This is a genomic window from Mesorhizobium sp. M9A.F.Ca.ET.002.03.1.2 (genome assembly GCF_003952365.1).
In the GTDB taxonomy this organism is placed as follows: domain Bacteria; phylum Pseudomonadota; class Alphaproteobacteria; order Rhizobiales; family Rhizobiaceae; genus Mesorhizobium.
Window position 1 is genome coordinate 3,286,150 of the sequence record NZ_CP034443.1, and the last position, 26,984, is coordinate 3,313,133.

Annotated in this window: 24 protein-coding genes; 5 read left to right on the forward strand and 19 right to left on the reverse strand. The window is 63.4% G+C overall.

Going from position 1 to position 26,984, the window contains the following annotated elements; translation table 11 throughout:
* Positions 1-36: 36 nt before the first annotated feature.
* Positions 37-546 (forward strand): superoxide dismutase family protein, encoded by a 510-nt coding sequence (locus EJ066_RS15785; RefSeq protein ID WP_126039387.1) that lies wholly within the window; start codon positions 37-39, stop codon positions 544-546.
* Between the two features lie 120 nt (positions 547-666).
* Here EJ066_RS15785 and EJ066_RS15790 read toward each other — a convergent pair whose 3' ends face one another.
* From EJ066_RS15790 to EJ066_RS15805, 4 genes are all read right to left on the reverse strand, one after another.
* Positions 667-1,695 (reverse strand): serine hydrolase, encoded by a 1,029-nt coding sequence (locus EJ066_RS15790; RefSeq protein ID WP_126039390.1) that lies wholly within the window; start codon positions 1,693-1,695, stop codon positions 667-669.
* Positions 1,696-2,088: 393 nt separating this feature from the next.
* Positions 2,089-2,769, reverse strand: a complete 681-nt coding sequence (locus EJ066_RS15795; protein WP_126039393.1) for an NAD(P)H-dependent oxidoreductase — start codon at positions 2,767-2,769, stop codon at positions 2,089-2,091.
* A 3-nt stretch (positions 2,770-2,772) separates the two neighbouring features.
* Entirely contained in the window at positions 2,773-3,744 is a 972-nt protein-coding gene (locus EJ066_RS15800) for an alpha/beta hydrolase (protein ID WP_126039396.1), read from the reverse strand.
* 192 nt (positions 3,745-3,936) lie between these two features.
* Positions 3,937-4,224 carry a hypothetical protein gene (locus tag EJ066_RS15805; protein WP_245454899.1) on the reverse strand — a complete coding sequence of 96 codons (288 nt, stop codon included), beginning with the start codon at positions 4,222-4,224 and terminating at the stop codon, positions 3,937-3,939.
* 136 nt (positions 4,225-4,360) lie between these two features.
* On the opposite strand from EJ066_RS15805, the gene EJ066_RS15810 reads away from it, so the two are divergent.
* Together EJ066_RS15810 and EJ066_RS15815 are read left to right on the forward strand one after the other, a co-directional pair.
* Positions 4,361-5,593 carry a TetR/AcrR family transcriptional regulator gene (locus EJ066_RS15810; protein ID WP_126039398.1) on the forward strand — a complete coding sequence of 411 codons (1,233 nt, stop codon included), beginning with the start codon at positions 4,361-4,363 and terminating at the stop codon, positions 5,591-5,593.
* A 213-nt stretch (positions 5,594-5,806) separates the two neighbouring features.
* On the forward strand, positions 5,807-6,040 hold the full coding sequence (locus EJ066_RS15815; protein WP_126039401.1) for a hypothetical protein: 234 nt from the start codon (positions 5,807-5,809) through the stop codon (positions 6,038-6,040).
* A 223-nt stretch (positions 6,041-6,263) separates the two neighbouring features.
* Here the strand turns inward: EJ066_RS15815 and EJ066_RS15820 are convergent, their stop codons facing one another.
* From EJ066_RS15820 to EJ066_RS15855, 8 genes are all read right to left on the reverse strand, one after another.
* The gene (locus EJ066_RS15820) at positions 6,264-8,246 is read right to left on the reverse strand and encodes an ABC transporter permease subunit (RefSeq protein WP_126039404.1); all 1,983 of its coding nucleotides are present in this window, start codon (positions 8,244-8,246) and stop codon (positions 6,264-6,266) included.
* The gene (locus EJ066_RS15825) at positions 8,243-9,328 is read right to left on the reverse strand and encodes a glycine betaine/L-proline ABC transporter ATP-binding protein (protein ID WP_126039407.1); all 1,086 of its coding nucleotides are present in this window, start codon (positions 9,326-9,328) and stop codon (positions 8,243-8,245) included. The genes EJ066_RS15820 and EJ066_RS15825 overlap by 4 nt, the downstream gene beginning before the upstream one ends.
* 76 nt (positions 9,329-9,404) lie before the next feature.
* Positions 9,405-10,379 carry an ABC transporter substrate-binding protein gene (locus EJ066_RS15830; RefSeq protein ID WP_126039410.1) on the reverse strand — a complete coding sequence of 325 codons (975 nt, stop codon included), beginning with the start codon at positions 10,377-10,379 and terminating at the stop codon, positions 9,405-9,407.
* Between the two features lie 451 nt (positions 10,380-10,830).
* Positions 10,831-11,616 carry an SDR family oxidoreductase gene (locus EJ066_RS15835; protein ID WP_126039414.1) on the reverse strand — a complete coding sequence of 262 codons (786 nt, stop codon included), beginning with the start codon at positions 11,614-11,616 and terminating at the stop codon, positions 10,831-10,833.
* An 8-nt stretch (positions 11,617-11,624) separates the two neighbouring features.
* The gene (locus tag EJ066_RS15840) at positions 11,625-12,389 is read right to left on the reverse strand and encodes an SDR family oxidoreductase (RefSeq protein ID WP_126039417.1); all 765 of its coding nucleotides are present in this window, start codon (positions 12,387-12,389) and stop codon (positions 11,625-11,627) included.
* A gap of 144 nt (positions 12,390-12,533) precedes the next feature.
* Positions 12,534-14,042, reverse strand: coding sequence for a sugar ABC transporter ATP-binding protein (locus EJ066_RS15845; RefSeq protein WP_126039420.1), 1,509 nt, complete (start codon positions 14,040-14,042; stop codon positions 12,534-12,536).
* Positions 14,043-14,076: 34 nt separating this feature from the next.
* A complete protein-coding gene (locus EJ066_RS15850) occupies positions 14,077-15,015 on the reverse strand; it encodes a sugar ABC transporter substrate-binding protein (protein WP_126039425.1) in 939 nt (312 codons plus the stop codon).
* A gap of 152 nt (positions 15,016-15,167) precedes the next feature.
* Entirely contained in the window at positions 15,168-16,151 is a 984-nt protein-coding gene (locus EJ066_RS15855; RefSeq protein WP_210211072.1) for an ABC transporter permease, read from the reverse strand.
* Between the two features lie 449 nt (positions 16,152-16,600).
* On the opposite strand from EJ066_RS15855, the gene EJ066_RS15860 reads away from it, so the two are divergent.
* Complete coding sequence (locus EJ066_RS15860; protein ID WP_126039430.1) at positions 16,601-17,563, forward strand: sugar-binding transcriptional regulator; 963 nt, start codon at positions 16,601-16,603, stop codon at positions 17,561-17,563.
* Here EJ066_RS15860 and EJ066_RS15865 read toward each other — a convergent pair.
* The 5 genes from EJ066_RS15865 to EJ066_RS15885 all read right to left on the reverse strand — a co-directional run bounded on the left by EJ066_RS15865 (position 17,560) and on the right by EJ066_RS15885 (position 23,558).
* Positions 17,560-19,056, reverse strand: a complete 1,497-nt coding sequence (locus EJ066_RS15865; RefSeq protein WP_126039433.1) for an FGGY family carbohydrate kinase — start codon at positions 19,054-19,056, stop codon at positions 17,560-17,562. The two genes, EJ066_RS15860 and EJ066_RS15865, sit on opposite strands and share 4 nt — an antisense overlap.
* Before the next feature lie 21 nt (positions 19,057-19,077).
* Positions 19,078-20,400: a homoserine dehydrogenase gene (locus EJ066_RS15870; protein WP_126039436.1), complete on the reverse strand. Its 1,323-nt coding sequence runs from the start codon at positions 20,398-20,400 to the stop codon at positions 19,078-19,080.
* A gap of 348 nt (positions 20,401-20,748) precedes the next feature.
* Entirely contained in the window at positions 20,749-21,855 is a 1,107-nt protein-coding gene (locus EJ066_RS15875) for a mandelate racemase/muconate lactonizing enzyme family protein (RefSeq protein ID WP_126039439.1), read from the reverse strand.
* A gap of 60 nt (positions 21,856-21,915) precedes the next feature.
* Positions 21,916-22,653, reverse strand: coding sequence for a GntR family transcriptional regulator (locus tag EJ066_RS15880; RefSeq protein WP_126039442.1), 738 nt, complete (start codon positions 22,651-22,653; stop codon positions 21,916-21,918).
* A gap of 116 nt (positions 22,654-22,769) precedes the next feature.
* Positions 22,770-23,558, reverse strand: coding sequence for a 2OG-Fe(II) oxygenase (locus tag EJ066_RS15885; RefSeq protein WP_126039446.1), 789 nt, complete (start codon positions 23,556-23,558; stop codon positions 22,770-22,772).
* A gap of 103 nt (positions 23,559-23,661) precedes the next feature.
* Between EJ066_RS15885 and EJ066_RS15890 the strand changes: the two genes are divergently transcribed.
* On the forward strand, positions 23,662-24,564 hold the full coding sequence (locus tag EJ066_RS15890) for a LysR substrate-binding domain-containing protein (protein WP_126039449.1): 903 nt from the start codon (positions 23,662-23,664) through the stop codon (positions 24,562-24,564).
* Positions 24,565-24,645: 81 nt separating this feature from the next.
* On the opposite strand, the gene EJ066_RS15895 is transcribed toward EJ066_RS15890, so the two are convergent.
* Positions 24,646-25,512, reverse strand: a complete 867-nt coding sequence (locus EJ066_RS15895) for a DUF4118 domain-containing protein (protein ID WP_126039452.1) — start codon at positions 25,510-25,512, stop codon at positions 24,646-24,648.
* A 301-nt stretch (positions 25,513-25,813) separates the two neighbouring features.
* Positions 25,814-26,971 carry an efflux RND transporter periplasmic adaptor subunit gene (locus tag EJ066_RS15905; protein WP_126039456.1) on the reverse strand — a complete coding sequence of 386 codons (1,158 nt, stop codon included), beginning with the start codon at positions 26,969-26,971 and terminating at the stop codon, positions 25,814-25,816.
* Positions 26,972-26,984 lie beyond the last annotated feature (13 nt).

Genomic DNA, 26,984 nt, shown 5'->3' on the forward strand with positions numbered 1-26,984 from the left:
TTGTTTGGCTTCCGTGGACAACCGGAGGCCAAGTCAATGAAAAGATTGCTTGCAACAACAGGTTTGGCGCTGGCGGTCGCGGTGCCTGCAGCGGCCCAGGACACCGCGACCGCGAAGGCCGAATTCGTCAACATGGCTGGCGAGAAGAACGGAACGGCCACGCTCACCGAGACGGCGCAGGGTGTGCTGATAGCGTTGGAGGTAACGGGACTGCCGGCGGGCGAATGGGTCGCGTTCCATGTTCATGAAACTGGAAAGTGCGATCATCAGACCGGCCATGACTCGGCAGGTGGGCACTTCAATCCGACAAATGCCGAACATGGATATCTCGCCGCAAAGGGTCCGCACGCGGGCGATATACCAAATCAGCGGGTCGGCACCGACGGCGTTTTGCGTGCCCAGGCTTTCAACAGCATGGTCAAGCTGGATGGCGGAGAAACGGCGATCCGAGGCAAGGCGTTGATGATCCACGGCGGACAGGACGATTACAAAAGCCAACCCGCCGGCGATGCCGGAAAACGCCAGGCCTGCGCCGTGATCGAATGAGAAGCGGAGCGCAAACGCCTAGAGCATTTTGCAGCCAAGTGGAATCTCTTGGCGTCGCAAAATGCGGCTAAAACAAATAGATAGAGCGGGATGCCCAGTTCAATTTGAACACATCCCGCTCTAGTCAGCCAGCGCTTCCTCGCCCATGCTCTCCATTGCCTCAATGATCCGCCCGAGCAGCGCATGGAGGTCGTCGCGGTGGCCGCTGCGGCCGGCGGGGCCATTTTCATCGGATGTCATGACCACGGTCAACGCACGCCCCGGCACAACATAGACCATCTGCCCGCCATATCCCCAGCCATAGAAGACCGCTTCGCCCGCGATCTGGCGCATGAACCAGCCATAGCCATAGCCGTCACCGGTGAAACGGGAGGCGGTGCGTGGCTGCCAGGAGAGCTTGATCCAATCGGCCGGCACGATCTGCTGTCCGCCGCGGCTCATCCCGCCGCTGCGGTAGAGCTCGCCAAAGGCGAGCAGCGAGCGCGGGCTCATGGCCATCTGGTTGCCGCCGATGTAGATGCCCTGTCGGTCGCGGTCCCAGGCGGCGATGGAAAAGCCCTCCTGTGGCCCCAGCCATTCGCGCGCCAGTTCCAGCGTTGAGCGGCCGGTCCGGCGCGTCAGGATCGCCGACAGGAGATGGGTCGAGCCGGTGGAATAGAGCATGGCACCACCCGGTTCGTCGTCGAAGGGCATGGCGAGCGCTGCCCGCACCCAGTTGTCGCTTGCCACCCAGCGCCCGTAGTTTGGGCCGGAGGTCCGCCCCAGCCCTGCCTGCATGGAAAGCAGATGGCCGATCGTAATCTCCTGGAGCCGCGGATCCGCGTCGGCGGGCAGGTCGGCTTGAAGAAGCGGAGCGATCCTCTGGTTGGTGCCTTGGAGCACGCCCTTGTCGATGGCAATGCCGACGAGCGCGGATATGATCGACTTGGAGGCGGATTTTATGTTGGCAGGGCGTGCTGGAGAGTGGCCGCGATAACCACGCTCCGCCACCACCGAGCCTTCATGCGCGATGACAATTGTGTGCAGCGGCGTCAGGCGCTCGGCCTCATCAAAGAGCTTTTCAAGCCGCTCCCCCAGGCCGTCCGCACCGTGAGCAGCGACGGAACAGATGAGGAGAAAGGCCAGAATCACGGTGGGGCGCTTCAGCATGAAACCAGCCTGGGACGCATTTCTGGCAAGACAAAGGTGACGCGGCTGGCAAAGACGTCCGCCTCGCACAAGATAGTCGGCAGGCCGCCGTACGTCCGGGGCAAGGCAGCGGCTATTCGAGCATCAGCAGCTCCACGAACCGGAGTTTCTGACCCGTTCCAGTCGTTCTCGGCACACCTGATGAACGACTGCTGTGCGCCTCAAGTCGGCCATTAAAGTTAGCTGTGCCATCGCCCTAAAGCGGACATTGCCGGCGACGGCGCTGGAAGTCGCGGGTGCGCCACTACCGTGGACTCGCGCACCCGTTGTAGGCGTTGTTCCGCGATCACCGGTGTGGCAACGTCGGTGCCCGCGCTGATGCTCCGCACCGTGGCATGCGCCTGTCCTTCATTGTCACGCTTGCCCCGGCTCAGACGCCAGCGATTTTGTAAGTCGCGTCGCCAGCTGTTCTCCCGCTTGCTTGGCGGCGGCGTGCGCCTGCTTAAGATTAGACGCCGCGAGGTCCCGCAACGAGGCCATAGCGGGATTAACATCAGCGAGGGTCAGCTCGACATCGATGAGTTGGAGGTCCAATCCCCAGCCGTCTTCGAAGATGCGCCTAAGCCAGGGCGTCGCGTGGTCCCAGCCTTCCTTCAGCATGCCAGGGCCGTACGCGCCTCCACGCGCTGAGATCAGATAGGCGGGACGCTTCGAGATCGGCGACGCCACCTTAACGGTGAAACGCGGTTCGGTGACCAGAAGGTCAATCCACGCCTTTGCGTGTTGCGAAACAGCGTAATTGTAGAGCGGAACCGAAAAAATGAAGGCATCTGCTGCCAGCATCCCATCGGCCAATTTGGTTGCCAGCGCTGCCGCCTCCACCTCCTCCGTCGTGCGTTCGCTGAGGGCCTTTGGACCAGCCTGCACGGCACGGGCCCAAGCTGTTGCAGGCAGGGGTGAAAGGCCAACGTCCCGCCTCACGACATCCAGCTCTGCCAGTTGCGTTCGGATAGAGTCCTCGAGCGTTGAAGCTAGAGCGCGGCTTTGAGAGCCGACGGCACGAATGCTTGCATCCAAACGAAAAATCGTCGTCACGGCTCAAGCCTTCCTCTTCTTGAGAAAGGCGACCAGCGCCTCATTCACTGCCTCAGACGCCTCGAGCTGTGGCCAGTGCCCGACGCCCTCAAGTGGTAGGAACCCCTGGAGGTTTGGCACGGCCGGCTTGAGATCTTCCTCGTTCAAAGCTCGCATCTTAACCATGCTGTCTGCTGTGCCATACGCAAAGAAGGCTGGCTGTCGGATCTTCGCCCCGGCAAATGCTTTTGCTTGGTCGAAATAGGGCTGCATGCCGCGATAGATATTCAGTGGGCCGTGGAATCCATCACGCTGGAAGCCTGCGATCATCGTCTCGGCGTCCTCGCGGTCAGCGAAGGGCGGGATGCCGATCGGGGATGGCCGGTGCATATCTTTGCTTGGGTCCATCGGCCCCCATGCTTCGGAAGCATGGGGCAACCCCGACATCCAATAGAGAGCGCCCGGGAAAGTCGTGGCCGCATCCGCCCACTCCTGGTCGGCCTCCGGCTTCATGTGGCGGAACATATAAAAGGCTCCCTCCTTGCCGGCGGCCTTGAGCATTTCGAGCATGCTGGGCCCCGCACCCGGTAGCACCGGAGGGACACTGAGGCCGAAGACCGCGTCAAACAGATCCGGACGCATCACCGCCGCGTTCCAGCTCACCGTCGCACCGAAGTCGTGGCCGACCAGGCTAGCGCGCTCGATCCCGAGTTCCGTGAGGATGCCGACAAGGTCTCCGACATGGTAGAGAACCGTGTAAAGCGCGGCGTCTTCAGGCTTGGAGCTATCGCCATAGCCACGCGTATCGAACGATATCGCGCGGTAACCCGCGGCCGCGACTGCCGCCATCTGCCGGCGCCAGCCCCGCCATCCGTCAGGAAAGCCGTGGACGAACAGCACAGCCGGGCCCTCGCCTTCCTCGACAACGTTCAGCTTGACGCCATTGGTTTCTACAAAGGTCTGCTTCAGCGGTTTATTCCGATCCATGAAACTCATCTTTGATACTCCATTTGAATTGTGAAATTGACGCACGCGGTGCGGCGACCACTGAGATCGATCTGTGAAGTACACATTTCGATAATAGTTCGCGTGCGGTCGAGATGGTGTTCGGCTTTACTTGAGACTCTCTGTCATCCGTCTCCGAGTCAGGTCGGCAGACAAGCCGCTGCCTGACTCCGAGAATTGATGTCAGCACCGGATGGGCAGTTCCTCGATCAGGCGGACCGAAGCCAGGATGTGTGCTGCAAACGCTTCGAGGAATTTCGAGCCCTTGTCCCCGATGGCACCCAGATCGTCTGCCACGGCAAAGTTGCCGGACGCGGACGCCAAGTGAAGGACACGGATGTCGCTTGCATATGCTTGGCGAACGGCAGCCCTCAGCGACGAGGGAAAGTCGGACCCTGGCTCGCTGTCTGCATCACCGAGCAAGATCAGCCTGCCCACGGCACCGTGTTGCTCGAAGCGGAACGTACTCATGTTTTACCTCCTAACTTACTGACTGATCTAGCCAGGCAGGCCTAACGCCTGCTACAAAACGGCTGGCGTCTCATGTCGCGACTGGCGGATGACCAAGCCAGTTATGTTATGTGCGTTACAAAATAGAAGACTGTCAATGGCTCGTCCTCGCGCGTTCGAAGAAAGTGAAGTGCTCGATCGCGCAGCGGACGTGTTCGGCCGCCGCGGCTACGACGGATCAACCATGGCGGAGCTGACTGCCGCGATGGGCTTGAACTCTCCCAGCATCTACGCCGCCTTTGGAAGCAAGCGCGGGCTCTTCGACGCCGTTCTCAGGCGCTGTAGCGCTCGCGAGGACGAGCACTGGGAATGGGCACTCGCAGCCCCGACAGCCGAAGAAGTCGTCAAACGCTTGCTGACGACCTCGCCCGCGCAGGAGTCCAGCCGCGTCCTCGTCCATGCGGGCTTGGCGATGGGCAGCAAGAATGCCGACGTCCCCGCTGCGCTGCTTCATCGCCGCCAATCGGCAGAACTGAAGCTTCGAGACCGGTTCGAAGAGGCGAAACGGACTGGCGAACTCCCCCTGGACGCTGATGCCTCAAGGCTGGCGAGCTATGTGACGTCGGTTCTCGGCGGCCTCGCTATGAAAGCCGCCGGCGGGGCGCCGCACGCCGAACTGCGAGAGGGTGCCGAACAGGCGGTGGCGGCCTGGCGGGCGATCAGCGACGTTGCAGCCGCCGCGAGCACCTCATCGAGGGGGGCGGCACCGGCAGGCGAGTTAGGCCGCGACCCGCGAAGGTTCAGCGCTGACACAGCGCTCGATGCTGCCATGAAGGTCTTTTGGACCAAGGGTTTCGCGGGCGCATCGTTGAATGATCTCACTGAGGCGATGGGAATCACTCGACCCAGTCTCTACGCCGCATTCGGCAACAAAGAAGCATTGTTTTTCAAGGCCCTCGACCTCTATCAGTCACTTCGTAAAGACTACCTAACTGAAGCGCTCCAAGCTCCGACGGCGCGAGGCGTTTTCGAAGCGCTGCTCAGGGGAGCGCTACGCGATCAACAGGCAGAGGGGCAACCGCGCGGCTGCCTCATGGTTCTTAACGCAATGCAAGGCGGTGATGAGGCGCAGCCCATTCGCAACGAAGTCCTCAGGCGCCAGGCCATCGGGCGCGACTTGCTCGCGGCCCGGTTTGAGCGGGCCAAACGCGACGGCGACCTGTTGCCGACCGTCAATGTCGAAGGTCTCGTGCGCTTTGTCCAATCCCTGATGCACGGCATCCTCATGCAGGGAGGGGCTGGCGCAAGCCAACGTGAGCTTGAGGCGTTGGTTGAGAGCGCCTTGACCATGTGGACCGCATCGGCCGAATTACCGATCAGTAAAGATTAGGCGCGGATAATCTGTCACGATCTTTACCGATCGATAGCTTGTCCTTTGCTATCGGGGGCCTGCTGGGGTTGGAGTAGCCATCGCGGACGCCACAATTCCCGAAGACGACCACTCGCTGCGCTCACGATTTCCGTGAACCAACACGCGCGCGGCGACTAGTCTGAAACACCGGTAGGCAATTTCTCGTTTGTTGACTCGAAGGACCGCTCATGGGTGCAGGTGTCCGACGCGATAGCTGGCCTTCTCGGGAAGTTCTTTGACTTTGTGAATCGAAACTCGGCGACCGATCTCAGCGAGGCCCAAGCCGCGTTCAATGATCGACAGAAGCGCGGCCTCGAAACGCTGATCCGCTTGATTGGTCGATCGATAGAAGAGTGCCCGGCTTTCGTTCACTATGTGGTGTCGCTGGAGGATCAACAACGACGGGCGAGCGTGCTTGGCTTCTAGCCGCCATCACGGTGGGCTCGTGAATGACCGCTTCTGGAGTTGGCATGGAGAGCCCGGAACGGCTTACTTGAGGTCGGCTGCAGAACGGCAGCTTCTCACATTGCCCAGCCGATACCGGATCGTCCGCCCCCGGCCCCAGAGCCGACATTTTTGCGATCAGCTTGGCAAGGACAGCTTCTGTGCAAGCTGCCGTTTCGCGCGGGCGCGCGGCCTCTATTTCCGGTTACCCCAGCTTTGCCCGTGCCTTCGCTGTCCAGGCGTTGAACAGTCGGTCGGCGATGATGCCGATGAAGGCGATGGCGAGGCCTGCGACGATGCCGCGGCCGGAATCGGCCTTGGACAGCGCGATGAACACCTCCTGGCCGAGATCGCGCGTGCCGACCATGGCGCAGATGATGATCATCGCCAGCGCCATCAGGATCGTCTGGTTGACCCCCAGCATGATCTCGGGCAACGCCAGCGGCAGCTGTACGCGCAGGAACGTCTGGCGCTTGGTGCAGCCCGACACTTTTGCCGCTTCGATCAGCGCCGGCGGCACCTGCCTGAGGCCGTGATTGGTGTAGCGGATAGCCGGCACCACGGCGAAGGCGACGGTCGCGATCATCGCCGTCACGTCGCCGACGCGGAACAGCATCACCACCGGAATGATGAAGCAGAACGACGGCAGCACCTGCAGCGTGTCGATGACCGGGGTGACGATCTTCTCGACACGGTCGCTGCGCGATGCCATCAGCCCGATCGGGATGCCGATCAGACACGCGATAAAGGCCGAGATGCCGCACAGGTAGACCGTCGCCATGGTCTTTTCCCAAAGCCCGGTCACCGCGCAGAAGGCGGTCAGCGCCGCGACCAGGGCGGCCAGGCGCAGGCCGCCGAGCTGGTAGCCGGCAAGGCCGAGCAGGAACACTGCGCCCAGCCACGGAAAACCCTCGCAGAAGGCGCGCACCGGGTTCAGTACGTTGAGGATCAGCGCCACGCGGAACGCCTCGATCGTGTCGAAGAAATTGATCGTGATCCAGCTCACCGCTGCCTTCCACATGGGCGCGGTGGTGAGGGTCATCGCCTTCGGCAATGCCGCGAACGCAGGCACGAATAAGCCGAGCAGCGTGGTGGCGGTAACAATAGCGATGGCCAGCGTCAGATTGGGGTAGCGCCGCCAGAAGCTTGGGCTCACCTCCTGATAGGCATGGCCCTTGGCGTGATTGCGCGCAATCGCCTGGCTCAGCCGGTCTAGCGCGATCGCCAGCGCGACGATGGCGAGGCCGGCTTCCATCGCCTCGCCGACCTTCAGAGCGCGCAGCGCCAAAAGCACGTCGTAGCCGAGGCCGCCGGCGCCGATCATCGAGGCGATGATGACCATGTTGAGCGCCAGCATGATCACCTGGTTGACGCCGACCATCAATGTGGGGCGCGCCGACGGCAAAAGCACCCGCCACAGTTTCTGGCGCGCCGTGCAGCCGGCCATCTCGCTGAAATCGTCGATCTCGGACGGCACCCGCGACAGCCCCAGCATTGTCGCGCGCACCATTGGCGGCGTCGCGAAAATGGCCGTCGCGATCATCGCCGAAACCGGGCTGTTGCCGAACAGGAGCAACATCGGGATCAGATAGGCGAAGGTCGGGATGGTCTGCATCAGGTCGAGGGCAGGGGAGATCAACAGCCTCTCCGCCCATGGCTTGCGCCACGCCCAGATGCCGACGAACAGGCCGGTGACGATGCAGAACGGTACGGCGATGGAGATCAGCCCGAGCGTCAGCATGGCGCTGGTCCATTGGCCGAACAGCGCGATATAGAGGAAACAGCCGCCGACCAGCGCGCCAAGCTTCCAGCCGCCGGCGGCGCGTCCGGCCAGGAATGCGGCAATGCAGACGCCGACCCAGGACAGGCGCGGCAAGACGATCATATCCGCACCATGGCCGATCTTGAAATTCTTGGCCAAAAGGCTGAGCGCGAAGTCGAGCGGCACGCCGAGCACCGTGGTGATCGACCGCGTCAGCCAGGATAGGTTCCGCTTCACCCAGTTCATCAGCGCGCTGACCCAGTCGGTGACGGGAACGATTGCGCTGCCCGGATAATTAACCGCCCAAGGCATTCTGTCCTGCAGCAGGAACACGGCAAGCACGACGGCAAGGGCGCAGACCCAGACCACCAGCCAGATCTGGACCGGCCGCGATCTCGCCTCGCTCGTGCTTGCCGTCACCGTCATGCGCCGGCCCCATGGCGCTCGATGCCTGCCAGAAGATCGATCACCGCTTGCGGCGTAACCTCGCCGATCGGCTTGCCGGTGCCGTTGACCACGGCGAACGGCTTGCCGGACGACACGATATCAGCCGAAAAACTTGATATCTTGGCATCCGGCGCGACCACGCCGCCATGCTCGGCGCCGTCGCAGGCGCGCATCAGGCTTCGCGCCGAGATCACCTTGGCGCGGTCGACGTCGCGGGTGAATTCGGCGACATAGTCGGTTGCCGGGTTGACCACCAGCTCTTCCGGCGTGCCGATCTGGATGACCTCGCCGTCCTTCATGATGGCGATGCGGTCGGCCAGCCGGATGGCCTCGTCGAAATCATGGGTGATGAAGACGATGGTCTTGTGCAGCATGGTCTGCAGCCGCATCAGCTCGTCCTGCATCTCGCGGCGGATCAGCGGATCGAGCGCCGAAAACGGCTCGTCGAGAAACCAGATCTCCGGCTTGGTGGCGAGGCTGCGGGCGATGCCGACGCGCTGCTGCTGGCCGCCTGAAAGCTCGCGCGGATAGAAATGCTCGCGGCCGCGCAGGCCGACAAGCTCGATGACCTCGCGTGCCCGCTTTTCGCGCGTCGGCCGGTCCTGTCCCTGGATGCCCAGTGGAAAGGCGATGTTCTCCAGCACGTTCAGATGCGGCAAAAGTGCAAAATTCTGGAACACCATGCCCATGCGATGGCGCCTGAGCTCGATCAGCGCGGCATCGGAAATCTTGAGGAGATCCTTGCCCTCGAATTCGACCTTGCCGTGGGTCGGCTCGACCAGCCGCGACATGCAGCGCACCAGCGTCGATTTGCCGGAGCCGGACAGACCCATGATGATGAAGATCTCGCCCTGGCGGATTTCAAGGTCGACGGCGCGCACCGCACCGACCAGCCCGGCGGCCGCGACATCCGCCATGCTGGCCTTGCCGTCGCGCTGGCGGATGAAATTGACCGCGTTCGCCCCGAACAGCTTCCAGACGTTGCGGCAGGCAAGTTTTATCGGGCGGGCATCCTTTGGCGTGCCTGCCGCTTGCCGCCCCTGTTCAGTCGTATTGGCCATGCAATCGTCCTTCTGGAATATGGGATAGAGACCCGGCCACAAGGAGCCGGATCTCGCAGTTTTCCAGTTGGAACGATCACTCGGCCCAGGCTTTCCAGTCGGCTTCGTGGGCGGCGATCCAGGCAGCCGCGACGTCTTCCGGCGTCTTGCCTTCGAGATCGATCTCGCCGCTCATCTTGTTGAGCTCGTCGGTGTCGACCGTGTAGTTTTTTGCGACCTTGTAGGCGACCGGCCATTTGTCCTTCATGCCGGCCCAGGAGTATTTCCAGATCTCGCCATGCGGCTTGCCGCAGTCATACTTCTCATCGGGGTTCACGCCCCATTTCGGGTCATTGTAGCACTCCGCCGTATAGTCGGGGAATTCGACCCATTCGCCCTTGTATTTGGCCGGCGCCCAATGCGGTGAATAGACCCACAGCATGATCGGCGCCTTGCGCTGGTAGGCCGAATCCAGTTCGGCGAACATCGCCGCGTCGGTGCCGGCATGGATGACGGTGAAGGGCAGTTTCAGCGACGCGGCACGCTCGTCGTCAAAACCTTCCCACGTCACGGGACCGCCGAGATAGCGGCCGTTCGGCGCCGTTTCGGCGGTCGAGAAGGCCTCGGCGCATTTCGGGTCCTTCAGCGCTTCCCAGTTTGGCAGGCCCGGGCATTTCTCTTTCATGTATTCGGGATACCACCATTCTTCCTTGGCCTTGGGCCCGAGCGCGCCGAGGCGTTCGGTCTGCCCGGTCGCATCCGAGGCCTTCATGGCTTCGCCGGCCGTCGTGTCCCAGAACTCCAGCGCGACATCGAGGTCGCCATTGGTAAGGCCGGTGGTCAGGCTGGAGAGATAGTCGGCGGTCGGGTACTCGACCGTGTATCCAAGCTTTTCAAGAATGCCGCCGAGGATCTTGGCGTTCAGGTTGACGCTGGTCCAGTCGAACAGCGCGATCTTGATCGGGTCGTTGGATTCTGGCGCCGCCGCATGGGCCGAAGGCGTGAGTGCACTTGCCGCGGCAAGCGCCAGGGCTCCCATTGATAAGTTCGAAATCATACTCCGAAGTGACATGCCTGTTCTCCTGTCAAGCTTTGGTGGAAGTTATCTTTCGTTCCCTTGTTACGTCTTTTTTTGATTGTGTTGGAAAAGCCGGTCGTTGCGCAAGGCCATTGGCATCATATTGCTGCCGGCGTTGAAGCCGACGCAGAGCGAATGGTGCCCACTTCGATGAAGATGTCGTGCGGGACGGGTTCGCGTCATGGCTGCCGATGGGTCGCTGCCGGAGCGGTGATCCGCTGATCGATCGCCGGTGCTGCGGCGCTCTGAAACGTGCGAGCCATCAAAGGTCCCATGATCTCGGCTGTCGCTTGGGCAAGCCAGCGGCTCGCCGAAGCTATTTTCATGGGATGAAATTATATATACCAACATTCATGTCGCGCAACGGATATTGCCGTGCGGATTGTGCAAATCGATCGCAGCTTCGCCGCCTGCCGATTATCCCGGCAGGTTGCTGCGTCGTTGCTCACGACATGATCAGGCCGCCATCGACGTTGATGGTCTGGCCGGTGATGTAGGCGGCGTCGTTGCTGGCCAGAAAACTGACCAGGCCGGACACGTCCTCGCCGCTGCCCGCGCGGCCCATCGGGATATTCTCTACCCATTCGGCCATCAGCTCGCCGGGCTTGTAATCGCCCATCAGTCTGCCCCATGCCGCGTCGTTGTAGGCCCACATGTCGGTGTCGATGATGCCGGGGCAGATCGCGTTGACGGTGATCTTCTCTTTCGCCACTTCCTTGGCGAGGCTCTGGGTGATGCCGACGACGCCGAATTTCGAAGCGGCATAGTGCGGCGTGTAGATGAAGCCCTGCCGCGCCTGGCCGGATGCGGTGTTGATCAGCCTGCCGCCGTCGCCATGCTTGCGGATGCGTGCGATCGCCTCCTGGCAGCACAGGAACACGCCCTTGGTGTTCACCGCCATCACCTTGTCCCATTCGGCCTCGGTCATCGCCTCGATCCTGGCGATGGTGATGACGCCGGCATTCTGCACGGAGATGTCGACGCGGCCGAACTGCTGTTCGGCCAGATCGTAGAGGGCGGCGACCTCGTCCTTTTTCGTCACGTCCATGCGCAGCGATGCGACCTTGGCGCCTTCCGCCTTCAGGCCGGCGGCGACCTCGTCGACGCGCGGATCGATGGCGCTGACGACGACGGCCGCACCTTCCGCCGCGAAGCGCCTGGCCATCGCCGCACCGATGCCGCCGCTGGCGCCTGTGATGACCGCCGTCTTACCCTGGAATCGCTTCTGCATTTCTTCTCCTACCAGCAGACGAAGCCGCCATCGACGATCAGGTCGATGCCGGTGACGAAACTCGAGGCGCGGCTGGCCAGGAATACGGTCGGGCCGACCATTTCCTCCGGCGCCGCCATGCGCCCCATTGGCGTATCGCGCTCGAAGATTTTGACCTGGTCGGCGACCTCCGGCCGCTTGTTCATCGGCGTCAGCGTGTAGCCGGGACTGACGACATTGACGCGCAGGCCGCGGTCGGCCCATTCCATGGCAAGGCTCTTCGACATGTGGATGACGGCGGCCTTCGACGAATTGTAATGCGCCTGAGTCAGGCCGCGATTGACGATCGAGCCCGACATCGAGGCGATGTTGATGATCGAGCCCTTGCGCCGCGTCAGCATTGTGCGCGCTTCGGCCTGGCAGGACAGGAACACGCCGCTGACATTGACGTCGTAGAGCTTCTGCCATTTGTCCATCGACAGCGTCTCGGCCGGCTCGGCTCCGGCAACACCGGCATTGTTGACGGCGACGGTCAGCGGGCCGAGTTCGGTTTCCGTGCGCTTGATCGCCACTGCCAGATCGGCTTCCGAAGTCACCGTGCCGGTCAGTACCAGTGCCTTGCGGCCGAGCGCCGAGATCCTGTGCGCGGTCTCGTCCAGTCCACCCTTGGAGGCATGGCCGAAACAGGCGATGTCGGCGCCGGCCTCGGCCAGGCCGATGGCGATTGCTTGCCCGATGCCGCTGCCGGCGCCGGTGACGAGGGCAACGTCCCCGTGAAGATCGAATAGTTTCATCGAAATGTTTCCTGTTGAGCAGCCGGTGCTACCGGGAATGAAGGGGCGCCAGTCCTGGCTGGCGCCCCGCGCGGTCCGGTGCCTGGGAGGATATCACCTGCTGCGCTTTATTCCGATTCCCCGGTTTTGCTCCGCTAAGCTGCCCTAGCTTGTGGCAAGTTCCATGACGGCGATGTTGCTCGCTTCGCTGCGGTCGAGAATTCCGCGCTGGCGGCCGCGGCTCAGCACCAGCACGCGATGCGACAGGCCGAGCACTTCCTCGAGGTCGGAACTCACCACCACCACCGCCATGCCGGAGCGGGCGAGGTCGGCGATGACGTCGTAGATCGCGGCGCGGGCGCCGACATCGATGCCGCGTGTCGGCTCGTCCAGGATGAACACCTTGGGCGGCCGCGAAATCCATTTGGCGATGATCACCTTTTGCTGGTTGCCGCCGGAAAGCTTGCTGATCGCCTGGTTCGGCCGGCCCTTGACGCCGAGCCTGGAGATGCCGGCCTCGGCGAATTTCTGCACCGCCTTCGGAAACACCCAGCCGTTCGGCGCGACATGGTCGAAATTGCCGATCGCCAGATTCTCGCCGATGGTCTGGTCGAGCACCACGCCCTGCGCCTTGCGGTCTTCCGGCACCAGCACGACACCGGCCTTGATCGCCGCAGCCGGGTTGTTGAGGTGCACCGGCTGGCCTCCGACACGCACCGAGCCGGACGAAATCGGATCGGCGCCGGCGATCGCCCGCACCAGCTCCGTGCGCCCGGCGCCAATCAGCCCGGCGATGCCGAGGATTTCGCCGGCCCGCACCGAAAAGCTGACATTCTGGAAACTGCGTTCCGGCGAGGACAGGTTCTCGACCTCGAGCAACGTCTCGCTGCCCGGCTCCGACAGCGACGGGAACATCCGCTCGACGCTGCGGCCGACCATCTGCTCGACCACCGTGCGCACGGACACGTCGGCGCGCTCGTGCCGGGCGACGATGCGCCCGTCGCGCATTACCACCACGCGGTCGGCGATCTCTGCGATCTCGTCCAGCCGGTGGCTGATATAGATGAAGGACATGCCCTCCGCCTTGAGCTTGCGGATCTGCTTGAACAACAGTTCCGTTTCCTCGCCGCCAAGCGCGGCTGTCGGTTCGTCGAAGATCAGAAGCTCGGCATTGAGCGTCAGCGCCTTGGCGATCTCGACCTGCTGCTGGGCGGCGATGCGCAGCGTGCGCACCTTGCGCTCCGGCGAGACATCGAGGCCGAGCCGCTTCAACTGCGCCGATGCCCGCGCATTCATGGCCGCGCGGTCGATGCGGCCGCCGCGCATCGGCAGGCGCCCGACATAGACGTTCTCGGCCACCGACAGATCCGGCAGCAGCTTCAGCTCCTGATGGATCATGCCGACGCCGGCGTCGATGGCCGCGGCGGGAGAGGCGGGGGAATAGAGTTTCCCCCGCCATGTGATGGTGCCGGCATCGGGTTTGGTCGACCCGGCGATGATGTTCGAAACGGTGGACTTGCCGGCGCCGTTTTCTCCAAGCAGCGCCACGACCTCACCCGGCCGCACCTCGAAACTCGCATCGGCCAGGACCTGGACCGGCCCATAGCTCTTGCAGAGGCCGCTGACGGAGAGCCCCTGGTGGGGGCTCTCGCTATGGCGAGGATCAGAAAACATCGTTCCGCTCTTCAGTACCTAGGGATGCCAGGTTTCAGGGATGCTTGGCGATGAACTGCTCGACATTGTCCTTGGTGGTCAGCGTCGCGTCCTGCAGCTGTTCCGCGGGGATGGTTTCGCCGGCCACCAGCTTGATCGCCGCATCGACGGCAAGCCGGCCCATGCCTTGTGTCTGCTGCGTCGCGGTCACGTCGAAGACACCGCCCTTCAGTGCCTTGAGCGCCGCCACGTCGCCGTCGAAGCCGGCAACCCAGACCTTGTGGCCGGGATTGGCGACCTTGACCGCCTGCGCGGCACCGAGCGCCAACGCGTCGGCCTGGCCGATGACGATCGACACGTCGGGATGCGACTGCAGCAGGTCCTGCGTCAGCTTGAAGCCTTCGTCCTGATGCCAGCCTTCGCTCCACAGCTCGCCGACCACCTTGATGTCGGGATAGGCGCTCAGCGCTTCGCCACAGCCCTTCGAGCGGTCGACCTCGGGCGTCGTGCCTTTCTGGCCATGGATGATGATCAGCTCGCCCTTGCCGCCGGCCTGCTTGGCGATGTAGTCGCACACCGCCTTGGCCGATGCCACGCTGTTGGTGGCGATGAAAGTGTCGCCGGGGGCGCCGTCGGCGTTGCGGTCGACATTGATGACCGGGATGCCGGCAGCCTTGGCCGTCTTGGTCGGCACGGTAGCGGCGGTGGCACCGGCCGGGATGTAGATCAGCGCATCGATGTTCTGCGTGATCAGGTCCTGCACCTGGCTGACCTGGGTCGCCGAATCGCCCTTGGCGTCGACGGTGATGATCTCGATGCCCTTTTCCTTGCCATAGGCTTCGACCGACTGCTTGATCTGGTTGAAGAAGTCGGCCTGCAGATTGGCGACGGCAAGGCCAAGCTTCTTGGCGTCCTTGGCCGAGGCCATGTCGGACAGCCCGAGCAGCGGAATGATTGCTGCGGCAGCGAGCAGCAATGAGCGTTTGGTCAGCATGTGTTTCCTCCGTTGATGTTCAATCTGTCCTGCCGGCGCATCACGGCGCCCCCTTGGCCGAACAACTCCCAGTTTCGGATCAACCGATCCGTTTTCGCCCGGATACCCCAAGCGAATCTCGTTGCGCCCCACCCTTCATTGCGCCCAACCCTTCATTGTGCTCTGCGCCGCCATGTATCGGTGGCCACCGCCAGCGCGATCACGACGCCGATCACCACCTGCTGGATGAAGGGCGACACGCCGAGCAGGTTCAGCCCGTTGCGCAGCACGCCGATGATGAGCACGCCGACGGCGGTGCCGCCAATCGAGCCGACGCCGCCCGACAGGCTGGCGCCGCCGATCACCACCGCCGCGATCGTGTCCAACTCGTAGCCGAAGCCGGAGCTCGGCTGGACGGAATCGAGCCGTGCCGCAAGCACGATGCCGGCGAGCCCGGCCAGCACGCCACAGATCGCGTAGACCCAGTTGGTCAGCGACTTGACCGGTATGCCGGACAGCCGGGCGACCTCGGCGCTGCCGCCGATCGCGTAGAGGCTGCGGCCGGTCGCGCGGTAGTTCAGGAAGATAGCGAAGATGATGGCCAGCACGATCATCAAGCCGACGGTGACCGACAGGACGCCGAAATGGCGAATGATCGACAGGCTGGTGAACCAGTCGGGAAAGCCGATGATCTGCGAGCCGTCGGTGATCATATTGGCGAGGCCGCGCGCCACCGACATCATGGCCAGCGTGGCGATGAAGGGCGGCAATTTGGTGACGGTCACGAGCAGGCCTGAAACCAGCCCGCAAAGCCCGGCAACGACAAGCGCCGTGACGATGCCGGCGGACATGCCGAGATTGAGATGGTCCGGATGAGCGACGAAGCCCATCACCATGGCGGCGAGCGCCAGCACGGAGCCGACGGACAGGTCGATGCCGCCGATCAGGATGACGAGCGTCATGCCGATCGCCATGATGCCGAGCACGGTGACCTGGTCGAGCACATTGAGAATGTTGCGGAAGGTCAGGAACGTGTCGGTGGTCAGCGACAGGACAAGGCACAAAAGCACCAGCCCGATCAGCGGTCCCATGGTCCCGGCGAACAGGGCCGAAAGCTTCGCGCCCGTCGCCGCCTGCGCGCCCGGGCCGGCCTTCAGCTCCCTTGCATCGTTGCTCACAGCCACTTTGCTCCTCCACCAGCAGTCCGGCGATGCGTCGCCGGCTCACTCTTGTTCACCAGGCAGCCTCCCCGTGAACAATTTATCTTTGATATGCAATTTTGTTCAGCTAAACTGTTCGTCGGAAAATTGTCAAGGCCCGCCGCGTCATTCCACGCCGGTTTGCGCCGCCAGGCGTTTGCCTTACGGAAGGCACGAAATGCCGCGTTTCAGGTCCGGTTCCCGTCCTGCGAATTCATTTTCGCTGCTTGAGCAGGGCAAAACGGCCAAGACGAAGTAAATGTTGACCATTTTGGCTTTCATCTCGCGTTGTGGACGATATATCCTGGGCCTGAATCCCGGGGCGCGCAGAACGATTTCGGATCGCTCGGCCGGATGCGCCATCTGAATGGCCTTGAAGGATCCGAACGACCGCGGAGGGCAAAAAGATGGCGATGACGGAGAATGACAGGGCCTCGCGCTTCCCGGATGCCGAGCTGAAGGCCCGTGCCGCGTGGCACTATTATGTCGAGGGGCTGACGCAGGAGAGGATTTCCGAAATCCTCGGCATTGGCCGCATCAAGGTGCATCGCATCCTTTCCGCCGCGCGCGAGGAGGGTGTCGTCCAGTTCCGCATTCGCGACAGCGTCGTCGAATGCATGGTGCTGGAAGAGGCCCTGAAGCAGCGCTTCGGCCTCAGCCAGGCCGTCGTGGTGCCGTCGGCCGCCGACCGCAGCAACGCGCCGCTGATGATCGGCCATGCAGCGGGCGCTTATCTGGCCGACAATGTGAATGCCGGCGACGTCATCGCGCTGGGCTGGGGGCGGACGCTGAAATTCGCCATCAACGAATTGCCGCGGCGGCTGATCGCCAGGACGACGGTGGTCTCCATGTTGGGCGGTCTTACCCACGCCCAGCCGCTCAATCCGACCGAAAGCGCCTGGGAGTTTGCCGAAAAGATCGGTGCGGAATGCTTTCTGCTGCCGGTGCCGGTCTATGCCGACAGGCCGGAGCAACGCGACGCTTTCATGAGCCAGCGCAGCGTTCAGGACGTCGTCTTCCGCGCGCGCCGGGCAAACATCGCCGTGCTCAGCGTCGGCTCGTTTTCAAACGACAGTCCGATCGCCAATTACGGCTTCATCAAGCCCAGCGAACTCGAGGAATTGCAGACGGCCGGCGCTGTTGGCGATATCTTATGTCATTTCATCGACGCCGAGGGCCGGCTGGTCGACCATGAGGTCAACCGCCGGGTCTGCGCCTATCCTCTGCAGGACCTGTCGGACATCCCGGCCATCATCCTGGTTTCGGGAGGGCAGGAAAAAGTTGCTATCATGCGGGCGGCGCTCGCCAACACCAGGATATCGGTTCTGATCACCGACGAGGATGCGGCCAAGGGCCTGCTCAACCGCTAAACCTTGCTTAGCGCCTCAAGGCGGACATGGATGTCGCGCGTCGCCTGATAGAGGTCGCGGTAGATCGCCCTGCGCGCGCGGTAACCGCAGACCAGCCCGTCGACCGGGTCGACATGCCTGGTGGGCAGCGCGGTCATCGCTTCGGCCGCCGTCTCGGGCGAGGCAAACCATCCTATCGCCGAAGCCGCCAGCATGGCGGCGCCGAGTGCCGCGGCTTCGTTGACCGGCGAGACGGAGAGCGGCCGCTCGAGCACGCTTGCCATGATCCGCATCAGCAGCGCCGAATTGGTGCCGCCGCCGGCGGCGATCATCGCCGCCGGCTTGCCGCCGGTCTGAGCTTCCATTGCCTCGCTGGCGATGGCTTGCTCGAAGGCGATGCCTTCCAGCACCGCGCGGAAGAGATGCTCCGGTCGGTGGTCGAGGGACAGGCCGACAATGGCGCCGCGCGCAGCACCATCCCAATAGGGGCTCATGACGCCGGCCCAATAGGGCATGACGAGCAGTCCTTCGCTGCCGGCGGCAACATCCACCGCCGCTTTCTCCAGCGCTGCGGCCGACGGCGAGCCGGTGGTGCGAACGATCCAGTCGACCAGCTGCATGCCCGAGCGCAGCACGGTCTCCAGCATGAACCCCGAGCCGGTCGGCGAGACCAGTGTTCGAAACGCGTCCGACGTTTTGACCTTGCCAGAGTAGCAGCCGCTGACGACGCCCGAGCCAAGCGAAAGATAGCTCTTGCCTTCGCCATGGACGCCCATGCCAAGGCCCATCGCCTGGCCGTCGCCGGCGCCGGCGACGACAGGCGTGCCGGCCTTCAGGCCGGTCAGCCGGGCCGCGCTTTCGACAAGTCCGCCGCAGATCGCGCCCGGCGCGACCAATTCCGGCAACTGCTCCGGTCGCAGCCCCGCGGCCGCAACGAGCTCAGGGTGCCAAGTGCCATTCTTGACGTCGAGCAGCCCGAGCGGATCCGCACTGGCCGTGCTGGTGACCAGACGTCCGGTCAGCCGGTGGACGAGGAAGCCATGCACGTCGACGAGTGCGGCGGCGTCGGCGAGCGCTTGCGGCTGGTGTTCGGCAAGCCAGCGAGCAGCATAGAGCGCCGGCGTCGGGTCCGGCGGCTTGCCGCTCCAGTCGCGGATCGCCGCGCGGCCGAGTTCGGCCGACAGCCTGATGACTTGCGGACGGGCGCGCTCGTCCAGCCACAGGATCGCCGGAATAAGCGGCCTGCCGGCATGATCGATCAGCGTGAAGGTCTCGCGCTGGTGGGCAATGGAAATCGCCGCCACGCGCGAAGCGCCAACCGCCTCAGTGACTTGGCTCAGCGCGCCAAGCAGTGCCGTCCACCAATGTTCGGCATCCTGCTCGAAATGGCCGGGTCTGGGATTGGCGAGCGGATAGGGCTCGCGCGCCTGGAACAGCTCCTCGCCGTCACGCGTGAAGGCAATTGCCTTCACGGCTGTCGTCGAGGCGTCGATCCCGATTACGACATCGTCCATCAGGCGGGGATCCGGTGGAGATCAGGCAGCGTTCGTAACGAACCGTCCATCCGACTGGTCGAGACGACGGCGGATCTGGGTTATCACCATCGAATCGTCGGGTACACAATTTTCATAGGTGAGGAAATCGCCTGATTTGATCGGCTTGACCACCTTGGCGCGTTCGGCGAGGCCGAGCGGCAGGGCGCCGCGGGCGCGCGCGTCCTCCCAGGTCATGGCAAAGCCGCGATAGTCGTTCTCGCCGATCATGCCGAGCGACTGGCCCAGGCCAAGGTCGCTCTTGGCAACCGCCACGGCTTCCGCCACTGGATGGTCGAGCGGCTCCATGTCGGCGCGCTTGTAGACCACGGCGCGCGCCGCCGACAGCGGCACTTCGAGGCTGGTCAAATGATAGGGGCGGAAGATCGTGAAATAGGGGCCTTTGCCGACCTTGAGGTCGACCATGCGCTCCAGAACGCGCGGATGGCGGGTCTCGATGATGCAGAACACGCCGGGCGCCACGCCCTTGCCGATGGAATAGTCGACCACGCCCTTGCGATGCAGCACGCCGCCATCCTCGCGCGGGCAGAGCACGCTGGCGAGTTCCTCCAGCGTCGCGGTCGGGCCGTGCATGCCCGGCACGTCGGGCACCAGGCCGGTGGCGTTGGCGATCGCCACCATCTCGATCGCCGTCTTCGAACCGTCGACGAATTCGACCAGCATGCGCGCATTCATGTTGCGCTCGGCCGCCTCCTTCTCGTAGTCGGCGGGCATGGCGTCGATCTTCAGCGGATTGTTCTTGCCCTTGCCGGCGGCGATGATGTTGAAGCCGAGGCTCCTGGCAAAACCGATGATCTCCAGCGTGCAGGCGGGCTCGTCGCCGGCGGCACCCGTATAGACGACGCCGGCCTTGCGCGCTTCCTCCTTGAGGAAGCGGCCGATCGTGATATCGGCCTCGACGTTGAGCATGACGATATGCTTGCCGTTCTTCATCACTTCGAGCGCGAACAGCGTGCCGATGTTGGGATTGCCTGTCGCGTCGATGATGACGTCGATGCGGCCGGCCGCCGCCAGCGCATGCAGGTCTTCGGTCACCGCGATCTTGCCGGCCTCGATGGCGCGGTCGATGGCCGCCGCATTGCCGGCCTGCACGATGTCCGAGCGGTCGTGGCCGGCGAGCAGCGCCGCGTCGATCGCCGCCTGCGGCCTGACCTCGGAAATGGCGCCGATCCGCATGCCCGGCATCAGCGCGACCTGGACGACGATGTCGGTGCCCATCTGCCCGGCGCCGGCAAGCCCGATGGTGATCGGCCCCTGCTTTTCAGCGCGTTGCAAAAGTTCCGCTGCAAATTGCGGATGGGCCATGTCGCTTCCTCCAGTTCCTGACGCGCCGCAGCGTCGAAGCCATCACTTTGAACATTCCTATTTCCAAATGAAAAATATTTCAACCCGACATTCGGCAGCCGCCTTCCCAAAATTGTGTTCTCGATTTTGTGCGGCCCTGGCATGCGGCTTGGCCGCGCAGCCTGCCAGGGAGCGGAGGGAAGGCGGTGATGTTTGGGATGCAGAGGGCGACGACCGAGGCATCGCTTCTCACGGGCGGGCAAGTATGGCGATCACTGTTTCATGGCCGCTCAGGTGCCCGTGCGCCTGTCGCTAACGACGAGGCCGCGCGGCCGCCAGCCGTCATGCTGGCCAGCGCAAGACGGCATCTCAGCCGCCGACCTCGAAGAAGGGAGCGCCGAGCAGGACGGGAACGACGTCGATGCCGAGGCCCGGTCCGTCCGGAATGCCCATGCGGCTGCCCGAGACCGGCGGCATGTTCGATGCGGTACGCACCGTCACCCATTCATGGAAGGCGATGGCGTGCAGCCGCCGCTCCTGCGGCGTCGACAGCGACAGATGCGCCATGGCCGATGTGTCGATCTCGGCGCCGCCAGTGTCCTCGACGGTGATCATGAAGCCAAGATCGACGGCAAGGTCGCGGACCTGGCGCGTCTTGGTCACGCCGCCGAGCCGCGAGATCTTCAGCGTCAGCCCGTCGGCCGCGCCCTTGCGGTGGATGTCGAGCATATCGTCCAGCGAGGCGACGGACTCGTCGAGCACCATCGGCTTGTCGAGCGAGCGGCGCACCGACAGGCATTCGTCGATCGTGGTGCAGGGCTGCTCGAACGTGTAGTCGATGGCGCGCGTCGCGTCAGTGAACTGGCGCGCCTGATAGGGCGTCCAGCCGGCATTGGCGTCGCAGAAGATGACGGTGCCCTTCGGCACCGAAGCGGCGACCGCGGTGACGCGCTCGATGTCGTCATGGACATTGCCGCCGACCTTGACCTGCACCCGATGGAACCCGTCCTTGACGATGCGCTTGGCAAGTGCCGCCATGGCGTCGACCGTGCCATGGGTCACGACCTTATAGAGCTCCGCCGTCTCGCTCTCGCGTCCGCCGAGCAGCGTCACCAGCGGCACATCGGCGGCGCGCGCCGCGAGATCCCAGCATGCCATGTCCAGCGCCGACTTGATGTAGGGATGGCCCTTGAAAACCGTGTCCATCAGCCGGCCGATACTGGCCAGCCCGCGCGGCTCGTGGCCGATGAGGTGCGGCGCGATTTCCACGACACCGGCACGAACGCCAGCGGCGAAGGCGGGGGAATAGAAATTGCCGAGCGGCGCCATCTCGCCCCAGCCGGTCAGCCCGCTGTCGGAGGTGATGGCGACGATCACCGCGTCGAAGGCGTCGGCGACACGCCCCTTGGACATGCGGTAGGGCCCGTCCACGAAGGGCTGCACGACATGGTAGGCCTTGATGGTTTTGATCTGCACGTTCTTTGTCCGTTGTCTGTGATGTCCCGACGAAGCCGCCAATTGGCGACTTCTGTCGGTTCAGCCGCCTTCCGGCCGGTTTCGCGTCAGGCCGGCACGATCGGCCTTGGCCCCTTTGGAAGCGCGCTGTTCGAGGCTGCGCGCATAGCCAAGGAGCTCCTCGAAATCGAGATCGATATGCTCGCGGGCGTGGCGCTGGGCGGCGCGCATGTCGGCGCCTTTCAGCAGCCGCACATAGGTCTCGTGGGCGTCTTCGGACGGTACCGGCTCATCGCGCGCCCGCTGGTGCAGCGCGAAATACATCTGCAGCCGGCTGGTCAGCCGCTGCCAGGTTTCGAGCAGCACCGAATTGTCGGCCCACTCGTGGATCAGGCCGTGCAATTGCAGCGCCGTTTCGATCTGCCTTGTGGTGTCGAGGTTCCGCGTCGCCTGCTTCACGGCCTCGTGGCGCCGGTCAAGCTCGTCGAAGAAGTGCTGGTCGCGAAGCGGCCATGTCCGCTCGATGGCAAACTCGTCCAGCACCTTGTTGAGCGAATAGGCGTCATCGATGTCCTTGGCGGTCACGTCGATGACGAAGGTCCCGGCGTAGGGGATGCTGGTCAGGATGCCTTCCTGCACCAGCTCGCGCATCGCCTCGCGCAGCGGTGCGCGGCTCACCCGCATCTGCTCGGAAATCCGTAGCTCGTTGAGCTTCTGGCCGGGTTCCAGCTGGCCGGTCAGGATCGCTCGCCTGAGCAGCGCCACGATCTCGGCGCGCCTTGTCGTATCCGCGATCGGACTGAAATCCAGCTTGCCCATTCGGCCACTCCAGAAGGAACCGGATCAAGACAAACAGATTGTCGACAATCTAACAAGGGCTATTTCTGGATTCGGCCGCACTTTTCTCAGATGGCACTTCGACAGGCGCGGACGATTCAGGCTGCCCGGCCGTAAAAGCCGACCCGCTCCTCGTCGCTGAACGTCACGCCTGATTTCTCGTAGTAGGAAAACACCGCGATCATGCGTTCGCGCTCGCCTTCGACAGTGGTGACGCGATGCGCGGTGTTCTTGCCGCGGAAGATGTTGAGCGTGCCCGGCTTCATGCGCAATATCCTTGCCTCGGGATCGCGCCCTTCGAGCAGCCTGGCGACGCCCTCGTAATTGGGATTGTCGTCCGAGCGGAGATCGGTGCGGTATTCGAGGTCGCCGCCGTGCTGCGCTGCCTGCAACAAAAGGGTCGTGGTGAATTCCGAGCGATCGAAATGCCAGTTCAGCGCCTCGCCGGCGCGATAGGCCATCACATTGGTGCGCGCCAGCGGGTCCTGCATGACGTGCAGCCGCGTCTTTCCCATCGCTGCCGCCAGGAAGCGCAGCAGCGGTTCGTACTCATAGATGGCGAGCACGATGCTGCCAGGAATCTGGTCGGCGCAGACCGTACGGCTGATGGTCTCGACCTTGCGCAGGGCAGGGTGGTCCGGAGCGAGTTCCGGGATGTCGGGCTTGAAGTAGCTGTTGTGCATCCGCTTGTGCATGTGCGAGCGTGTCGCCATGACGGGCTGGATTTCCTGCACCGCCCGTTCAGCCACGCCGGGCCGCAAGAAACCTTCGAGATTGAACATGCCATCGGCTTCCAGCGCCGCAATCGAGGTCTCCACGAGGCGCTTCCATTCGGCACTGCCTTCACGGTCGAGCGGGTATCGGTCCAGATCGAGAATGTCTTTCATCGTCTTATGCTCTCAGGTTCGAGCATAGAAGACGGCAAAAAAATCTTTCTCTCAACGCCGAAAATTATTAGTCTTCCGCAGGAAAAACTTATGGAAGACGCGCATGGAACGGCTCCCTCCGCTGAACGCGATCAAGGCCTTCGAGGTCGCCGCGCGGACTGGCAATTTTACGCTCGCCGCGACCGAACTCGGCGTTTCGTCAGCGGCGGTCAGCCAGCAGGTCCGCAATCTCGAAACCTGGTTCGGCAAGCAGCTGTTCGTGCGCAGCGGCAACCGCATCGCGCTGACCGATGCCGGCCACGCAATCTATCCGCAGACGGCGCGTGCCCTGGGCGACATCGCCGCGATCGGTCGGCGCATGCTGGAAGGCGGATTGAGAACGCGTCTCGTCGTCAGCGTGCCGGTTTCGCTGGCCGAATTGTGGCTGGCGCCCAGGCTGGCCGTGCTTCTCGATGCCTTCCCGCAAATGGCGATCGACGTCCGGGTCGAGGATGACCCCGTCGACCTGGTGCGCCAGAACATCGATCTTCGCATCAGCTATGGCGACTATCACTATCCCGGCCAGCGGCTCGTCCATCTCGTCCATGACGACGTCCTGCCGGTCTGCGCGCCGGACTTCTGGCAGAGATACGGCAACGGGGCGTCCAGCCTGGCGGAGGTGCACGAGAGCCTGTTCATCCACACCAATTGGGGTCCGAACTATGCCTCGCATCCGACATGGGCGGACTGGTTTTCGGCGTCAGGCGGCAGCCGCTCGCCCGACCCCTCGCATGGGCGGCGCGTCGGGCTGTCCAGCCTGGCGATCGCCTCGGCCCGGCTGGGCCTCGGGATAGCCCTTGGCCAGAGGATCATGGCCCGCGCCGATCTCGAGGCGGGCCGGCTGATCGCGCTGTCGGCGGTCTCGGTCCGGCTCGGGCAACCCTATTGCGCGTTCATGCTGCCGGCGAAAGCCGAGCGCGCCGACGTCGCCGGTCTGGTCGAACTCCTCGGCAGGACGGCGCCCTAGGTTCAAAAATCGGACAGATGGCTGCACCAATGGCCGGGAGCATTGCGGACTTTTGCTATGTATCGGTCGCATGGGTTTAACTTACGGCCGAACAAGGCGGTCAACCCGGGAACGAGACGTTCGTTCAAGGGCCAGGGCTAAAAAACGCCCAACGATGTCGACCAACGTGGCCGGCGCCGACGGACGTTCGTCGGGGTCGAATGCGACTCCAATGGCGGCACCCAGGCCCACTGCCGTCGTCACAGGCCAAAAGTCAAAGCGCGAGGCCAACGCCGGGTAGACGCCGGCGGGCGAGACAAGACCGGTGGCCAACGACGATCGCGCCGCCTCGATCTCGGCCTCCTGGGGCTCTATGTCCCCAACTCTCTCGACGGAGACCATCTTGCCCTCCATAACGAGAATGATGACGACAGGAACTCGGAAGAGTGCTGCAAGAGCTTGGGCAGTGATCGAGACGATCGCTTTCGTACCGCCGGCCGCCACGACGTCGCGGCTGTAGCCCTGCAGCATCGTCACCTGCCTTCTCAGGAGCGCCGCATCAGTTGCCCTGCGCTGGGAGGTAAAGGCAACGGCGCTCACGATAAGCCCGATGACAAAAAGCAGTCCGATAGCCCAGACGTTTGCCGGGTCGTCGACGATCAGCGTATGGCGAGGCTCGGTGAGAAAGAAATTGTAGGCGAGAGCGCCAAGTATCGCCGAAAAGAGGGACGGCCCCAAGCCCAAGCCAACGGCCGCTATGGTCACCGGCACCACAAATATGAGGGAGATGTTCGGGATCGCCACTTGGCTGTCGACACCGACAGCCACGACCGCCGCGAAGGCGGTCAATGCAAACGCAGCAAGGTAGCGTACTACAGCTGGAGCCTCCAATGGTGCCAGGCCCAAAAGCGGACCGGCATCCGGCAACAGTGTGGTGTCCCATTGCAACTTCGATTTAACATCGGCCATTGGTGCAACTCCCAGCCTGTTGCGTGCCATCCTACGCGACTACTCGCTGGCGCAAGCCGCCGCCGCATGACGCAAATGTGGGGCAGCACGCATAAAAATTCCATTCGTGCGTGAGCCGTAAGAAATAGGAATCTTATAACCCTGTAGCGCCCTCCGACGTCTTGGCCAGCCCTATTGCGCCTTCATGCTGCCAGTTAGGGCGGAGCGTGCCGACATTGCCGGGCTCGTCGCGCTGCTCAGCAAAACGGCGCCCTTGGCGTGGGAGCCGAGGGCGCCGCAGGACCGGGTCTGATGGGGGTTATCAGCTTGCCGGTTTCTCTTGTGGCAGCGGCGAGACCGGCATTCCCGGGCCGATCTTCTGCAGATTGCCGGTGATCACCTTGTCGCCTTCCGATACGCCGCTCGAGATGGCCACCAGATCGCCATTGGTCGGCCCGAGCGAAACGATGCGCTGGTCGACGGTGTTGCCTTTTCCGACGACGTAGACGTACTTGCCGAGTTGGCTCGATCCCAACGCCGTCTGCGGCACCATCAGCGCATCGGGCTGCTGCTTGATGTGCAGCCTCACGCGAACATATTGGCCCGGCAGCAGCGTGAACTTCGCGTTGCCGATCGTCGCCCGTGCCGTGATGGTCCCGGTTGAATGATCGACCGTGTTGTCGATGAAGGTGAGCTGACCTCTCTGGCGCGGTTCCGTCTCGCCGGGAAGCAGGACGTCGACATCGATAGGCCCCGTCGCGCGGGCTTCCTCGATCTGCGCCAGATCCGTTTCGCTCGGATTGAAGGTGACGTAGATCGGGTCGAGCTGCACCAGCGTATTGAGCACCGTGCCGGCGACGCTGACCAGCGTTCCGACCGAGGCTTGGTTGCGGCCGACGCGCCCGGCGAACGGCGCCTTGATTTCCGAATAGCTCAGATTGAGCTCGGCGGTCCGTACAGCCGCCTGGTTCACGGCGAGTGAGGCCTGGGCCTCGCGCAAGGTGCTGGTGCGCTGGTCGAACGCATCCTTGGCGATGTATCCGCTCTTGGCGAGCTCGGTGCCGCGGCCAAGGCTGGAACGCGCATAGTCGAGCGTTGCTTCGTCGCGCTGGACCTGAGCCTTCGCCTGGTCGAGGGCAGCGTGGAAGTCCTCCGGAGCGATCTTATAGAGAAGGTCGCCTTTTTGGACATCGCTGCCGTCGGGCGCGACCTGCTCCTGCAGGTAACCCGGTACGCGCGCCTGCAGCGTGATGCTGCGGATCGGCTCGGTGCGGGCGGCATAATCGAGATAGATCGGGATCGTCTTCTTGACGACGCTCACCACCGGCACCGGCATGACAAACGCCGCGGGTTCGGGCGTCGCCGCCCCTGCCGTGCCGGCATTGAGGCCGAAATTGCCCATGTCGAGCAAGTGAACGCTGGCCATCGAGATCGCCCCGACGGCAACAGCCGCTCCCAACGCGATTTTCCATTTACGCATGATCAATTTCTCC

Coding starts and splice junctions, on each gene's coding strand:
- EJ066_RS15840 (WP_126039417.1), bottom strand. CDS start 12,389: ATGAAACTATTCGATCTTCACGGGGACGTTGCCCTCGTCACCGGCGCC.
- EJ066_RS15810 (WP_126039398.1), top strand. CDS start 4,361: ATGGCTCGTCCTCGCGCGTTCGAAGAAAGTGAAGTGCTCGATCGCGCA.
- EJ066_RS15870 (WP_126039436.1), bottom strand. CDS start 20,400: ATGGCCCATCCGCAATTTGCAGCGGAACTTTTGCAACGCGCTGAAAAG.
- EJ066_RS15850 (WP_126039425.1), bottom strand. CDS start 15,015: ATGCTGACCAAACGCTCATTGCTGCTCGCTGCCGCAGCAATCATTCCG.
- EJ066_RS15790 (WP_126039390.1), bottom strand. CDS start 1,695: ATGCTGAAGCGCCCCACCGTGATTCTGGCCTTTCTCCTCATCTGTTCC.
- EJ066_RS15800 (WP_126039396.1), bottom strand. CDS start 3,744: ATGAGTTTCATGGATCGGAATAAACCGCTGAAGCAGACCTTTGTAGAA.
- EJ066_RS15905 (WP_126039456.1), bottom strand. CDS start 26,971: ATGCGTAAATGGAAAATCGCGTTGGGAGCGGCTGTTGCCGTCGGGGCG.
- EJ066_RS15820 (WP_126039404.1), bottom strand. CDS start 8,246: ATGACGGTGACGGCAAGCACGAGCGAGGCGAGATCGCGGCCGGTCCAG.
- EJ066_RS15885 (WP_126039446.1), bottom strand. CDS start 23,558: ATGAAAGACATTCTCGATCTGGACCGATACCCGCTCGACCGTGAAGGC.
- EJ066_RS15830 (WP_126039410.1), bottom strand. CDS start 10,379: ATGTCACTTCGGAGTATGATTTCGAACTTATCAATGGGAGCCCTGGCG.
- EJ066_RS15890 (WP_126039449.1), top strand. CDS start 23,662: ATGGAACGGCTCCCTCCGCTGAACGCGATCAAGGCCTTCGAGGTCGCC.
- EJ066_RS15825 (WP_126039407.1), bottom strand. CDS start 9,328: ATGGCCAATACGACTGAACAGGGGCGGCAAGCGGCAGGCACGCCAAAG.
- EJ066_RS15860 (WP_126039430.1), top strand. CDS start 16,601: ATGGCGATGACGGAGAATGACAGGGCCTCGCGCTTCCCGGATGCCGAG.
- EJ066_RS15895 (WP_126039452.1), bottom strand. CDS start 25,512: ATGGCCGATGTTAAATCGAAGTTGCAATGGGACACCACACTGTTGCCG.
- EJ066_RS15805 (WP_245454899.1), bottom strand. CDS start 4,224: ATGAGTACGTTCCGCTTCGAGCAACACGGTGCCGTGGGCAGGCTGATC.
- EJ066_RS15835 (WP_126039414.1), bottom strand. CDS start 11,616: ATGCAGAAGCGATTCCAGGGTAAGACGGCGGTCATCACAGGCGCCAGC.
- EJ066_RS15845 (WP_126039420.1), bottom strand. CDS start 14,042: ATGTTTTCTGATCCTCGCCATAGCGAGAGCCCCCACCAGGGGCTCTCC.
- EJ066_RS15785 (WP_126039387.1), top strand. CDS start 37: ATGAAAAGATTGCTTGCAACAACAGGTTTGGCGCTGGCGGTCGCGGTG.
- EJ066_RS15865 (WP_126039433.1), bottom strand. CDS start 19,056: ATGGACGATGTCGTAATCGGGATCGACGCCTCGACGACAGCCGTGAAG.
- EJ066_RS15880 (WP_126039442.1), bottom strand. CDS start 22,653: ATGGGCAAGCTGGATTTCAGTCCGATCGCGGATACGACAAGGCGCGCC.